Source organism: Micromonospora luteifusca (genome assembly GCF_016907275.1).
Taxonomy (GTDB): domain Bacteria; phylum Actinomycetota; class Actinomycetes; order Mycobacteriales; family Micromonosporaceae; genus Micromonospora; species Micromonospora luteifusca.
Map to the genome: position 1 here is coordinate 1,914,575 of NZ_JAFBBP010000001.1, position 12,836 is coordinate 1,927,410.

The following is a 12,836-nucleotide window of genomic DNA, read 5'->3' on the forward strand; positions in this document are numbered from 1 at the left end:
TCGCATCGTGCCGTAGCCGGTGACGGACGTCCATGCCCCACTCAGCGGATGCGCACGTAGTACCGGTCCGTGTCGTGCGGCAGCGCCGGTGCACCGTCCACCAGCAGGTCCGCGCCGGACGCGGTGTCGTCGGCGGCGAAGTGCGCCCGCTCCCCGACGTGCCAGCGACGCAGCTCGGGCAGGATCTCCGGCCCGTCCCGGGCCACCGCACGGGCCAGCCGCAACGACGCGGGCGCGGTGACGAACACGGCCAGGGTCAGCTCCGGCCGGACGACGGCACGGGCGGCGCTGACCCCCTCCAGCACCAGCACCGGCGTCACCGGCACCGGCACCGGCCGGGACAGAAAGCGTTGCCGCACCCAGCTGTAACGCCGATAGGCGCCGGGCTTCCCTTCCCGCAACGGGGCCAGCACCCACTCGTCGAGCCGGGGCCAGAAGGTGACCTGATCGTCCCAACCGTCGAGCAGGTCGTCGGTGTGCACCACCGGCGGCCGGCCACCGGGCAGCGCCGCCAGGGCATCCGCGAGACGCGCGGCGAACCGGCTCTTACCCGCGCCGCTCGGCCCGTCGACCGCGACCAGCCGGGTTCGCCCCAATCGCGCCGGGCCCGCGAGCACCCGACGAGCCAATTCGGCGTACGCCTCGACGACCACCACGGGAAGCCTGCCGGACCGCTCCTCGACGCCCGAGCCCCCACCGGCCCCCTTCCCGACACCGAAGGTCCCACCGGTCGGTCCGCCGACGTCCCCGCCTTCATCGTCCCGCTCTCCGACGTCCCCGGCCTCACGGCTTCGCGCCGCCCGGCCGCCGTCCGGGGTCACCGCAGCCACCCCGGCCTCACGGAATGGCGCCGCCCGGCCGCTGTCGGAGGTCACCGCAGCCACCCGGCCTCACCGCATCGCGCCGCCCGGCCGCCGTCCGGGATCACCGCAGCCACCCCGGCCTCACAGCATCGCGCCGCCCGGCCGGTGTCGGAGGTCAGCGCAGCCTCGCGTGGCACATGGCTGAAGTATGCCGTCGCCACCGCCGGCCAGGCTGATCGACTCCAGATCGCCGATGTGGCGCTATCCCGATGGCGGGATACCACCACATCGGCGAAGCGGAGTGGATCACGTGGATCAGCGGCCAACGGGGGCCGGACTGACCCGTCCGGCTGACCACCCTGACCGGGCACCGTCACGTCCGGGGGAATTGGGGCGGCGACGGGTGACGAGCGGCCAGTTCGCCGCCCGGGGGTGCTGCCGAATCGGCATGATCGGGTGGTGCTCCGAGACGTGATGAGCCCCGGTATCGACGCCCTGCTCGAACAGGCCCGCGCCGGGCTGCACCGACTAACTCCGCAGCAGACCGTCGAGGCGGTCCGCGGCGGCGCGCTGCTGGTCGACACCCGTAGCGAACCGCAGCGCCGCGAACAGGGCGACCTGCCAGGGGCGGTCGTCATCGACCGGACCGTGCTGGAATGGCGACTTGATCCGGCCAGCGCCTGGCGGATCCCCGAGGCCACCGGGTACGACCGGGAGATCGTGCTGGTGTGCAGGCAGGGCTACAGCTCCAGCTTGGCCGCCGCCAGCCTGCAGACCCTCGGGCTGCGTCGAGCCACCGACATGATCGGCGGTGTCGATGCCTGGCTGGCCGCTGGACTTCCCACCACCGACCGCCCCGCCGATATTCGCCCGTAAGTCCCAACGCCCCGCCCGAACGCCCGCATGCATCCGCCCCTGAATCCCCACCACCCAACCGTCGAAGCCCACCGCACTGCCGCCAGCGTGGGCAGTTGGGTTACTGGGACGGTGGCGGGCCGGGTGGGATGAACGGGAGGCCGGGCGGTGGTCCGGTTTCGATGAGTCGCCAGAGGGCATCGGTGTCCAGGTGTTCCTCGACCAGGTCGCCGAGCAGGTCAAGCGAGCGTTCCCGAGCGGCGTCGAAGCTGGTGGCCGGTGCGACCCGGAATCCGGTGCGGCCGGCCAGGCGAGCCGCCTCAGTGAGGAACCAGCGGCGGAACTCGTCGGACTCGAATGCCCCGTGCCAGTGCGTGCCGTGCACCGCGCCGAGCACGGCTCCCTCGCCGGCACCGTCGTCGCTGGTCAGTAGCGGGGTCAGGGTGGGGTCGGCGTGTGAGACGTACCCGTGGTGGATCTCGTAGCCGCGCACTGGAAGGCTGCCGTGGGCGGTGCCCACCGACTGCCTGACGGTCTTGCGAGGATCGAAGGTGATCTCGATGGGCAGCAGGCCAAGCCCTGGCACGCTGCCCCGTCGGCTCTCCACCGTGTCGTGGATGGCGCGGCCGAGCATCTGGAAGCCGCCGCAGAGGCCGAGCAACGGTTTGCCGGCCGCAACGTGTGCGGCCACCGCGTCGGCGAGACCGGTTTCGCGCAGCCAGGCGAGGTCGGCGACGGTGGACTTGGAGCCGGGCAGTACGACCAGGTCGGCGGCGGCCAGTTCGGCCGGTTCGATGGTGAGGCGTACGCGGACGCCCGGCTCGGTGGCGAGCGCCTCCACGTCGGTGGCGTTGCTGATCCGGGGTAGGCGGACGACGGCCACGTCCAGCCACTCGGTGCCGTGCGGGGCTGCGGGGCGGCCGAGCACACGGCCGTAGGCGAGTGAGTCCTCCGCGTCGAGCCACAGGTCCAGTGCCCAGGGCAGCACCCCGTACGTGGGGCGACCGGTGACGTGACGCAGCATGTCCAGCCCCGGTTGGAGCAGCCCGAGGTCGCCCCGGAACTTGTTGATCACGAAGCCGGCGATCAGCGCCTGGTCGGCTGGGTCCAGCAGGGCCACGGTGCCGAACATCGAGGCGAAGACACCGCCCCGGTCGATGTCACCGACCACGATGGTGGGCAGGTTGGCGTGCCGGGCCAGCCCCATGTTGACGTAGTCGCCGGCCCGCAGGTTGATCTCCGCGGGGCTGCCGGCGCCCTCGCAGATCACCACGTCGTACGTGTCACGCAACTCGGCGAGCGCCGCGTACGCGGTCTCAGCGAGTCGGGGACGCAGGTGCCGGAAGGTGCCGGCGGTGATCGTGTCGACCGCCTCGCCGAGCAGCACCACCTGGCTGGCCAGGTCGCTGCCCGGCTTGAGCAGCACCGGGTTGAATCGCAGGTCGGGTGCCAGCCCACAGGCTGCGGCCTGCATGGCCTGGGCCCGCCCGATCTCGCCGCCGCGTCCGTCCGACCCGACGACCACCGCCGAGTTGTTCGACATGTTCTGTGCCTTGTACGGCGCCACCTTCACGCCTTGGCGGTGCAGCCAACGGCAGATGCCGGCGGTGAGCACGCTCTTGCCGGCATCGGAGGTCGTGCCGGCGACCAGCAGCCCGCCGCTCACCGCCCAGTCCCCCGCCCCGTCGCGCCGGCCCCGCCCGTCCCGAGCAGCCCATTCGGGCCCGTGACGGCATTGAGGCAGCGGCGGCCCACGGCGCCGACCAGGCGGCCGAGGGTCACCGGGTACGCGGCGGCCAGCCCAACCGCGGCCAGCCCGACCGCGCCGGAGATCCGGGCGGCCCGCTTCAGGTGGCGCGCCTCCGGGCGGGGGCCGTCGCCGAGGAACGGCCGCACCTCGGAGCGCCCGAAGTAGACGTTGCGGCCACCGAGGCGGACGCCGAGCGCGCCGGCCATTGCCGCCTCGCACTGGCCGGCGTTGGGGCTGGGGTGGTCGTTGCGGTCACGCCGCCACACCTGCCAGGCCCGCTGCCGATCCCCGTTGGCGACCGGTGCCACGGCGATGGTGAGCAGCCCGGTCAGCCGGGACGGCACCAGGTTGAGCACGTCGTCCAGGCGCGCGGCCGGAGTGCCGAACCGCGCGTAGCGCGCCGACCGGTGTCCGACCATCGCGTCGAGGGTGTTCGCCGCGCGGTAGCCCAACAGGCCGGGCAGGCCGGCGATCGCACCCCAGACCAGCGGCGCCACGACGGCGTCGGAGGTGTTTTCCGCGACCGACTCGACGGTGGCGCGAGCCAGCTCGGACTCGCCCAGTGTCGACGGGTCCCGTCCGCAGAGGTGGCCGAGGCGTCGCCGGGCGGCGGGCAGGTCACCGTCGCGCAGCGTCCGCCCCATGACGGTGGCTTCGTGCCGCAGTGTCCGGCCGCCGAGCACGGTCCACGTGCCGGCGGCGACGAGCGCCGCCCGGGTCACCGGCCGGTGCCGGGTGGCCGCTGCGGCGACCGCGCCGAGCAGCACCGGCCCGCCCACGGCCAGGGCGGTGAATGCCGCACCCGCCGTCCGGTCCGGCCGGTAGAGGCGGCGCTCCAGCGCACTCGCGGCCTGCCCGAAGCCGGCCACCGGGTGCAGCCGGCGTGGATCACCGAGCAGCCTGTCCAGCGCGTACCCGGCAAGCAGCCCCACCGCATTCGCCACCGGCGCTGTCCGTCGCACCCGCACCACCTCCGGCCGGCCAGCCTAGACGAGCGCCCCGTGAGCCAGCCCGACCCACGGTGCTCCAGCGACCAGCGTCTCGGGAGAAGCCGCAACCGCCGCCTCCAGCCCGGTCTCCGCCGGCAAGTGGGGTGACCGCACTGGTCCTGTCCGCACCCCACCCCGTCGTCACGTGGGGTGACGGCGCTGGTCGCGTCGCCACCCCACCCCCGTCGTGCCGTGTTGTCGTGCTGCCCGCGCGCCCGCGACGTGCACGGGACCTCAGACAGCTCGGCCGCCGCCCGACCCGCGATGGACGAACCGATCGGTCACGCCGGCTGGGGAACCCGGCCCCGGCCCCGCCGCCCCCGACCAGACGGCGCGGGCTCCGGCTGACTCTCGTCCGGCGCAGGCCCCAACTCGTCGTCCAGGTCCTCGTCGGTGTTGTCGTCGAGGTCTTCCTCGGTGGGAAGGGTCAGCTCGTCGTCGAGGCCTGGTGGCAGGTTGGCCGGCCCGCTCGGCCCGCCGCTCGGGGTGCCGTCGTCGTCCAGGGGGCCGTCGGCGAACGGGCTGGTTCGCAGCGCCGCGTAGTCGGGCAGCTCGAAGTCGTCGTCCAGCGGGCGGTCCTCGGGCAACACGGGCGCGTGCCCGGCCGGCACCGGCTCGGTGGGCTCGCCGTGCACCCGACTCTCGGCTTCCGCGTCCTCCACCGCGCTGGTCGTCATGCTCGGCCGATTGCGCAGGAACCGGGCCCGTCCCCGCGACAGGTCGTGACCGACGGCGACCGCCTCCAGCTCGTAGAGGGTGCGGTGGTTGCCGGCGTCGTCGGTCCAGTCGCGGGTGTAGAGCCGGCCGCAGACGACCACCGGATCGCCGACCATCACCGAGGCCGCCACGCCTTCGGCGAGCTTGCGCCAGCAGTTGACGCGGACGCGGAGCGAGTTGCCGTCGACCCACCGGCCGCTGTCCCGGTCGAGCCGTCGGGCGGTCGAGGCGACCTTGAAGTTGGCCACCAGGGTGTTGCTCTGGGTGGTACGTCGCCATTCGGGCGTCGTCAGCACATTGCCGACAATTGTTACGTAGGTGTCGAACATCGTCCCTCCAGGGGGATCGGGGCCTGCCAGCGCGAGTCGACTCGACACCGAGCCTGTGCGTTGAGCGCGGTCATCGCCAGCACCCAGCCCCGGCCTGTGGACGACGAACCCACCTGTGGACAACGCCCTGATCACGCCCGGGTGTGGTACGGCGCACCACCCGGCTGAGCGTCGCCGGTTTCCGGGGCCGACCAATGTGGGTATGCATTTGATCAACGCACCACCGACAGCTCCACGTCGACGAGAGGTCAGCGCCATGATGATCACCAAAATCGGCTCCGCGGTCGCTTCCGAGGCACGGCGATGAGCGCCGTGGCGAACCCGGCCACCGTTGCTGAGTGCCTACGGGTGGGCGCCGGGTTCTCGCAGGGCGACCGCAACTGGATCGCCGAGCAGTTCGTCACCCTCGACGCCCGGCTGGCCAGCTTCCACGCCGACGCCACCGAGCTGGAGGTGTCGGTGAAGGACCGGGAGGCGCGGGGCCAGAAGGTCACCCTGGAGTGCTGGATCGCCGGCCGGCAGAAGATCGTCACGACCTCCACGGAGGAGGACCTGCACGCCGCGCTCAACGACGTCCGCGACGACCTGCGCCGCCGCCTCAACGACGCCAAGACCCGCCAGGAACCGCGGCACAACAAGCACCTGCGCGACCTCCCACAACCCCAGAGCGAGCTCGACGCAGACGAGGACCAGGAGAACCTCCCCGCCGCCGACCCGACGCGCGTCGAAGCAGAGACGGTCTGACCCACGCCCCGTCCCCGTGATCTTGCACTTCGAACAGCGAAAGGCGAGACGAGGGCAGGATCGCGGGACGGGCGGGGGCGAGAGCGAGGGCTACCGCTGGGTAGGTTGGCGGCGTAGCGTCGCGTTCGTGGAACCGGACGTGTTGGGACCGCCGTACGAGCGGCAGACGATCGACCTGGGCACCGATGACGAAGGGCCTGTCGTCGCGACCCTGGTCCGGCGCCGGGCCGAGCGCCCCACCGGACGGGCCGTCCTTTACGTGCACGGCTTCGTCGACTATTTCTTCCAGACCCACCTAGCCGACTTCTACGTCGAGCGGGGCTGGGATTTCTACGCACTCGACCTGCGCAAATATGGTCGCAGCCTGCTCCCGGGCCAGACGCCGAACTTCTGCCGTGACATCAGCGACTACTTCCCCGAGCTGGACGCCGCCGCCGAGATCATTCGCACCGACGACGGGCACGACACCCTGCTGGCGATGGGCCACTCCACCGGCGGCCTGATCCTCTCGCTCTGGGCGGACGCCCGCCGCGACACCGGCACCATCGACGGTCTGGTGCTCAACAGCCCGTTCTTCGACCTCAACGCCCCCTGGGCGGTGCGCCGACCCCTCGCGGCCGCCGCGTCCCGGCTGGGCCGCAGGGCGCCGCACCGCATCCTGCCGTTCGGGCTGGGCACGGTGTACGGCGAGAGCATCCACACCGACCACCGCGGCGAGTGGACCTACGACCTGGAGTGGAAGCCGCTGGCCGGGTTCCCGGTCCGGGCCGGCTGGCTGAACGCGATCCGCACCGGTCAACGCCGGCTACGCGCTGGTCTGGACATCCGGGTGCCGGTGCTGCTGGCCTGCTCGACCCGCTCCTACCGGGGCACCAAATGGCACGACAACGCCACCCTGGCCGACGCCGTCCTGGACGTGGAGCACATGGTCCGGTACGCGCCCCGCCTTGGCCGCCACGTCACCCTGGCCCGCTTCGACGGTGGGATGCACGACCTAACGCTCTCCGGCCCCGCCGTACGGAAGAAGGTCTTCGACGAGGTCGGCCGCTGGGCCGAGGCGTTCCTCGCCGCCGGTCCCACCGCCCCGGCCGACACGGCAGGGGCGACGACGCTCGGCGGCTGACCGTCGACCAGGCCGGGCGGCGGTGCGGGTCGCGGCTCAGACGTCGCCGGGCGTCGCCGGAAGGACGGCTCGGATTCGGTCGAAGGTCGCCACCGGGTGACCACCGACGCCGGGCAGCACCAGCCCCAGGCAGTACAGCGACACCTCCCCGGTGGTGTCCGGCTGGACGACGAAGACCGGCGCGCCGACGTACCCCGTTGGCAGCTCCGTCGTGATCCGCACGTCGTCCCCGTCACGGACCACTCGTTCGATCGCCACCTCCAGGGGGCGTGACCTGTCTTCGCGTACCCCATGGGCCAGCACGAAAGCGGAACCGGCGTCGGCGCCGAGGCGGGCGACCACCTCGGGCCCGGCGGCGATCCTCGCGGGCACCGGCTGGACCCGCCACCGCCAGCCGCCGTCCCCGGCATAGCGGTGCAGGCCGGCGGTCGGCAGCACCGCGACCCCGTCGCCCGGGAAACGGGCCCAGCCGGGCACGATCTCGGCCCCGGAGACGGCAGCCGGGGCAACCCCGGCCGGCTCGGTGACGCTCGCCCGCAAGCCCAGCTCACCACCCGCCGCGCCGACCAGGTCGGCCGCCGTCAGCAGCGACTCCCCCACCGGGTCGTCGCCGCCCTGAAAGAAGAACGCGGTGCCGTGGACCTGGTCATCGTCGACCGACGACCGGTACGGCAGGATGGCGCGACCGACGATCTGGCACAGCTCGTAGGCGACGTCGTTCTCGGCGTCGGGATCCAACAGCACCAGCCAAAGGTACGGTCCGTGGTCGGGCTGGTCCGTGGGAACCCAGATGCTCGCCACGCGGTCGCCGTGAGACCCTGCTCGGCAACGTGGACGCGGGCACCCTTTTCGCCGCCGGGCAGCGGGACGGCGGTACCCTCTGGGCGCAACATGCACGCCACACGCGCCCGTAGCTCAGCGGATAGAGCAGGGGACTTCTAATCCCAAGGCCGCAGGTTCGAATCCTGCCGGGCGCACCACCGTCACCGCAGGTCAGCGGCTTTCCGCTCCCGGTCGAGACGACCACCACGGCCTCCGTACAGCCATTCGTACAGCCAAGTCAGCCGAAGAGGTGCTTCGCGGCCTCGTCCGCGGCGACCCGCTCGATCTCCGGCAGGACGTGGGCCTAGACGAGTAATTCCTAACCCTGGTTCGGGCGGTGGGCGCAGCCGGCGGCCGGCGGTGACCGTCGGTCACCTCCGTGGGGGGCGGATGCGGTAGCGAGCGGTATACCTCAGAGTCATATTCATACCTCTGAGGTATACCGCTCAACAGCAGATCGACATGGCGGGCAGCCAAAGCGGATGGCGAGGGCCCTTCGCTGCAACCCCAGCCCCATCGGCACCACCCCGTAAATTCCTGGGCTGCCATCGGAGTGCCGGATGGCATCCTCTCGCACCGTCATCCACGGGTTGCGATAGACGACTCACCTGCTCATTTGCTCCATCAGGCCATGATCGCAACTCCGATGCCTGCCCGCAGTCCTCCGGAACATGCCGTCCGCATCTAGTCCGCAAGAGGTCAACCGACAGTGGGGCAGTGGTGTGAGGTGTCGAGAGATGTTTGCGCTGCTAGACCGCCACGTGCGCAGGTCGGCGGGACGGGCAGTTTGATCTAGTAATTCGTAGATCGCTGCAATTCGCCCAGCAGTGCCCCGCGCCAGGCCGTAGGTCAGGCCAGCCCGCAACAACGGCGGTCGGGTGGTAGAGCCACCCGCCCATACCCACACAGCATTCGAGGCCGCTTACCTTGCCGGTAGGCGGCCTCGGTCGCTGCGGTTCGTGGTCAGTAGGACTGGACCTTGACGCGCCACCTTCCATGGACGTCGTGGTCGCTGTCCGGCCTCCGCGGCGAGGACTCCGGCCCGGAGGGTGTGCTCAGCCCTGCTGGTATCTCTCATTGCGTCGGAGGGCCTCTTCGAGTTGGTCCTCAAGAATGATGATCCGGCAGGCCGAGGCCATATCGGTGCCCTGGTCGCACATCTCCCGGGCTCGCGCGGCGAGGCGCAGTTGGTAGCGGGAGTAGCGGCGGTGTCCGCCGCTGGAGCGCTGCGGGTCGATCAGTTTCGCGTCGCCGAGCCGGCGCAGGAAGTCCTGCGAGCAGCCGAGGATTTCGGCGGCGCGGCCCATCGTGTAGGCGGGGTAGTCCTCGTCGTCGAGCATGTCGCCGGATTGGGTCATCAAACCTCCGTCACGAGGGCCCCGGTGCTCGAAAGCACCGGGGCCCAAGGGTTGTGGGTCAGGAACACCATCTACCGACAGAACGTCGGCTTCTCTTGTCCACACCGGCCGTCAATGACGGCATCGGGTGCGAGGATCGCATATGCGTGACCGGAGACCACCTCTCGTTCGATGGAAACTGCGGTGTCCGCGTCCAGCCCACGAATGCGGCTGACGGCGGGCGATCCAACGGTGTAGTGCCCTCCCTTGCCTCTGATTTCCTCTGCCTTACTTTCGTGCCGTTCGTCGGTGTCCGAGCCCCACGCGACTTCATGGCCCTGACACGTACGACGAACTCTCCTTGCCTCGGGTGCAGCCCTGAACCAGCCTTGGCCCCACCCGCTGCCACTGCGGCAAGTTTCTGCCGCCGAACCGAGTGGGCCCACAAGTTCCCTGGCCCTACTCCTTCGCCCCCGGGGCGGGACGGTCACGTCAGCGTCTTTGTTTGCTCCGTTTTCGACCTCAGGAACGTTAGCCGGAGACGGCAAGGATGTCTAGCGCTTCGCACATAGATTTTCTCTGAGTACGCGGGTAGTCCCGCCGATACAGCCACCTGTGCAGCACCGCACCGCACCGCGTCCGGACCGAGACACCTCGGCCCGGACGCGGCGTACGACGGGAGGTAGCGGCGGCCTCTCTCAGGAGGCGTACGCCTCGAGTTCCACCACCCGCGAGTAACCGGCGGTCTCGTTGCTGGCCAGCGTGACGACCCGGAACGCGGTCCCGGTCAGCGGTGTGAAATGCGAGCTGACCTGACCGGCGACGTTGCCGCGCACCTGGGCAACGGTCTGCCAGTCCTCGCCGACCCGCACCTGGACGTCCCAGTCGCGCAGGCCGTACTTCGCAACCGGGTACTTGGTGGAGTCGAGCGTGTAGACGTCGACCCGACCGATCGTCTCGGGCTTGTCGAACGTCACCTGGAGCCAGTCGGGGAAGGCGCCCTTGTTTGCGTCGTTCCAGCCGGTGGTAGTTGCCCAGTGGTTCGAGTCGCGGTCGCCGTCCACCGCACCGCAGGCCGGGTAGCTGGGCAGGTTCTCCGAGGATGCCGTCACCGGCACATACCTGGCGAGGTTGCCGGTGGTGTCGACCGGTCCCGGTGCGACCTCCACCGGCACGGCGAGCCGGCGTTCACCGGACCGGACGGTGATCGTGTATCGGCCGGGGGCGGTGCCCCGGGGTGCGGTGACCGTGATCGGCACCTTGAGTGTGTAACCGGCGGGCAGGTAGCTGGAGACCAGGTTCCTGGACAGCGTCAGCGGCGCCTTCACCTCAAGGAACGCGTCGGCGTAGACGTCGGCGCGTCCGGTGTTGCCGAACTGGAGCTGGAAGCCCTGGTTCGCGCAGGGGATCGGGTTGACCTGCACCAGGCTGACGTCGGAGGCGAGGCTCAACCGGGTCGGGTCGGGTCGGCCGGCGACCGCGGGGGCCGTGCCGCCGATCGCCACCAGGGCGATGACGGCGCCGGCGACCGCGGCCTTTCGGCCACGGGACAGGCCGATGAGCCGGCGCCAGAGAGTACGGGTCATGGCTTTACCCCTCATGCCGGGTGCAGGCCGGGGTTACCGGCCTCGACGGTGAACGAACTGACGGTCTGGACGGGGGCGTCGTTCCGGTCGACGTACGGCACCGCCCGGTAGTCGGCCCGCAGCTCACGCTCGGTGAGCCGGACCCTGAGGTAGCCGCGCCGCTCGTTGACGAGCTTCAGGTGCGGGTTGCTGTCGAGGAACTTCTGCCCGGTCGCGGAGATCTCGCTGCCGTTGCCGCCGCTGCTGATCGACGTCGCCACCAGTTCCACGCCGTACGTCTGCGAGGCCGGGTCGGTGAAGTCGCGTTTCATGTCCAGCGCGTACGCGGCGTGCACATCGCCGGTGAGTACGACCGGGTTGCGTCCCCGCAGCATGGCGAGCCCGTCGAGGGTGACCTTCTGCTCGGCGGCGTAGCCGTCCCAGGCATCCATGTTGTACAGGTCGCCGACCGTCGGGTCCTGGTCCATCCGGCTCATGATCACCTGATTGGCGAGCAGGTTCCAGGTCGCGTGGGAGGTGCGAACGCCGTCCAGCAGCCAGCGTTGCTGCTGGGCGCCGGCGAGGGCACGGGCGGGGTCCCGCCGCTCCTCGGAGTCGACCTTCCAGCCGTCGCTCGAAGCCTGGTCGGCGCGGTACTGGCGGGTGTCCAGCACGTTCAGCTCGGCCAGCCGCCCGAAGGTGAATCGGCGGTAGAGCATGTAGTTGGGTCCCTGCGGGGCCGGTGAGCGCAGCGGCATGTGCTCCCAGTAGGCCCGGTAGGCGCTGGCCCTTCTGACCAGGAAGTCCTCGACCGGGGCGTTGCTCTTGGAGGTCAGGCCCGCGTAGTTGTCCTGCACCTCGTGGTCGTCCCAGGTGGGGATCCACGGCGCTGCCTGGTGCGCGGCGCGCAGGTCGGGGTCGGACTTGTAGAGCGCGTACTGGAGGCGGTACCGGTCGAGTGTGTCGGCCTCGGTGCGGAACTGGCTCGGCACCGGATCGGCGAGATTACGCAGCCCGCCGGAGGCGGAGACGCCGTACTCGTAGATGTAGTCGCCGAGGAACACCACCGCGTCGACGTCCTCGGCGGCGATGTGCTGGTGCGCCGTGTAGAAACCGTCCGGGAAGGACTGGCAGGAGGCGACGGCGAAGGTGAGGTGGTCGACCCGTTGCCCGGGTGCCGGGGTGGTGCGGGTACGACCGACCGGGCTGAGGTACCGACCGACCTTGAAGCGGTACCAGTACTGCCGGCTCGGCTGTAGGCCGCGCACGTCCACGTGCACGCTGTAGCTGTACTCGGGTCGCGCGGTCGCGCGTCCGGAGCGGACGATCCGCCGGAACCGCTCGTCGCTGGCGACCTGCCACTCCACCTCGACGGCGTGGTACGGCATACCGCCCAACGGCTCGTACGGTCGCGGTGCCAGCCGGGTCCAGATCACCACCGCTTCGGGAAGCGGGTCACCGGAGGCGATGCCGAGGGTGAACGGGTCGTCGGGCAGCGTGTCGGTGGCGGCGGCGGCGCTCGACCCGCCGGGCAGGTTGGTGGCGAAGGCGAGCGCCGTGGCGGCGCCGGTCACGGTCAGGAACCGCCGCCGCGCCAGACGGGCGGCCGGTCTGGGGTCTTCCACTGGGATCACGCGCAGGGTTCCTCTCGGAGGGACACGATTTGTCCTGCAGTCGTTGATCATTAAGTGGTAGCCAGATGACGGGCGGATGGCGGTCCGTTGAGCACGGTGTGGACCGAGGCCGACATCCACCCACCAGGGCGCGGCAGCGCCGGGCCACCAGGTCGCCGAGGTGGTTGT

Annotated in this window: 11 protein-coding genes, 1 tRNA gene and 1 pseudogene; 4 read left to right on the top strand and 9 right to left on the bottom strand. The window is 70.9% G+C overall.

What is annotated here, in order from left to right:
• Positions 1-41: 41 nt before the first annotated feature.
• Positions 42-656 (bottom strand): uridine kinase family protein, encoded by a 615-nt coding sequence (locus tag JOD64_RS08245; protein ID WP_204945969.1) that lies wholly within the window; start codon positions 654-656, stop codon positions 42-44.
• Positions 657-1,277: 621 nt separating this feature from the next.
• Between JOD64_RS08245 and JOD64_RS08250 the strand changes: the two genes are divergently transcribed.
• Complete coding sequence (locus JOD64_RS08250; protein WP_204945970.1) at positions 1,278-1,679, top strand: rhodanese-like domain-containing protein; 402 nt, start codon at positions 1,278-1,280, stop codon at positions 1,677-1,679.
• A 100-nt stretch (positions 1,680-1,779) separates the two neighbouring features.
• Here JOD64_RS08250 and JOD64_RS08255 read toward each other — a convergent pair whose 3' ends face one another.
• The 3 genes from JOD64_RS08255 to JOD64_RS08265 all read right to left on the bottom strand — a co-directional run bounded on the left by JOD64_RS08255 (position 1,780) and on the right by JOD64_RS08265 (position 5,443).
• Positions 1,780-3,324, bottom strand: a complete 1,545-nt coding sequence (locus JOD64_RS08255; protein WP_204941689.1) for a cobyric acid synthase — start codon at positions 3,322-3,324, stop codon at positions 1,780-1,782.
• Positions 3,321-4,370, bottom strand: a complete 1,050-nt coding sequence (locus JOD64_RS08260) for a cobalamin biosynthesis protein (protein WP_204941690.1) — start codon at positions 4,368-4,370, stop codon at positions 3,321-3,323. The genes JOD64_RS08255 and JOD64_RS08260 overlap by 4 nt, the downstream gene beginning before the upstream one ends.
• Positions 4,371-4,678: 308 nt before the next feature.
• Complete coding sequence (locus JOD64_RS08265; protein WP_204941691.1) at positions 4,679-5,443, bottom strand: single-stranded DNA-binding protein; 765 nt, start codon at positions 5,441-5,443, stop codon at positions 4,679-4,681.
• Positions 5,444-5,746: 303 nt separating this feature from the next.
• On the opposite strand from JOD64_RS08265, the gene JOD64_RS08270 reads away from it, so the two are divergent.
• The gene (locus JOD64_RS08270) at positions 5,747-6,187 is read left to right on the top strand and encodes an HPF/RaiA family ribosome-associated protein (RefSeq protein ID WP_239559455.1); all 441 of its coding nucleotides are present in this window, start codon (positions 5,747-5,749) and stop codon (positions 6,185-6,187) included.
• A gap of 127 nt (positions 6,188-6,314) precedes the next feature.
• The gene (locus JOD64_RS08275; RefSeq protein ID WP_204941692.1) at positions 6,315-7,310 is read left to right on the top strand and encodes an alpha/beta hydrolase; all 996 of its coding nucleotides are present in this window, start codon (positions 6,315-6,317) and stop codon (positions 7,308-7,310) included.
• A gap of 36 nt (positions 7,311-7,346) precedes the next feature.
• Here JOD64_RS08275 and JOD64_RS08280 read toward each other — a convergent pair whose 3' ends face one another.
• Positions 7,347-8,054 carry a hypothetical protein gene (locus tag JOD64_RS08280; RefSeq protein ID WP_204941693.1) on the bottom strand — a complete coding sequence of 236 codons (708 nt, stop codon included), beginning with the start codon at positions 8,052-8,054 and terminating at the stop codon, positions 7,347-7,349.
• A 160-nt stretch (positions 8,055-8,214) separates the two neighbouring features.
• Here JOD64_RS08280 and JOD64_RS08285 point away from each other — a divergent pair.
• Positions 8,215-8,290: transfer RNA gene (locus JOD64_RS08285), tRNA-Arg, on the top strand.
• 266 nt (positions 8,291-8,556) lie between these two features.
• Here the strand turns inward: JOD64_RS08285 and JOD64_RS34080 are convergent.
• From JOD64_RS34080 to JOD64_RS08300, 4 genes and pseudogenes are all read right to left on the bottom strand, one after another.
• A pseudogene (locus tag JOD64_RS34080) lies at positions 8,557-8,724 on the bottom strand (hypothetical protein); the annotation flags it as partial.
• 463 nt (positions 8,725-9,187) lie between these two features.
• Complete coding sequence (locus tag JOD64_RS08290) at positions 9,188-9,490, bottom strand: MerR family transcriptional regulator (RefSeq protein ID WP_204941694.1); 303 nt, start codon at positions 9,488-9,490, stop codon at positions 9,188-9,190.
• 677 nt (positions 9,491-10,167) lie between these two features.
• Positions 10,168-11,055, bottom strand: a complete 888-nt coding sequence (locus JOD64_RS08295; RefSeq protein ID WP_204941695.1) for a discoidin domain-containing protein — start codon at positions 11,053-11,055, stop codon at positions 10,168-10,170.
• Between the two features lie 11 nt (positions 11,056-11,066).
• On the bottom strand, positions 11,067-12,668 hold the full coding sequence (locus JOD64_RS08300; RefSeq protein ID WP_204941696.1) for an alkaline phosphatase D family protein: 1,602 nt from the start codon (positions 12,666-12,668) through the stop codon (positions 11,067-11,069).
• Positions 12,669-12,836 lie beyond the last annotated feature (168 nt).

Bases quoted from the DNA above. Each gene is read 5' to 3' on its own strand.
- JOD64_RS08270 (WP_239559455.1), top strand. From the start codon at position 5,747: ATGAGCGCCGTGGCGAACCCGGCCACCGTTGCTGAGTGCCTACGGGTG.
- JOD64_RS08265 (WP_204941691.1), bottom strand. From the start codon at position 5,443: ATGTTCGACACCTACGTAACAATTGTCGGCAATGTGCTGACGACGCCC.
- JOD64_RS08250 (WP_204945970.1), top strand. From the start codon at position 1,278: ATGAGCCCCGGTATCGACGCCCTGCTCGAACAGGCCCGCGCCGGGCTG.
- JOD64_RS08295 (WP_204941695.1), bottom strand. From the start codon at position 11,055: ATGACCCGTACTCTCTGGCGCCGGCTCATCGGCCTGTCCCGTGGCCGA.
- JOD64_RS08290 (WP_204941694.1), bottom strand. From the start codon at position 9,490: ATGACCCAATCCGGCGACATGCTCGACGACGAGGACTACCCCGCCTAC.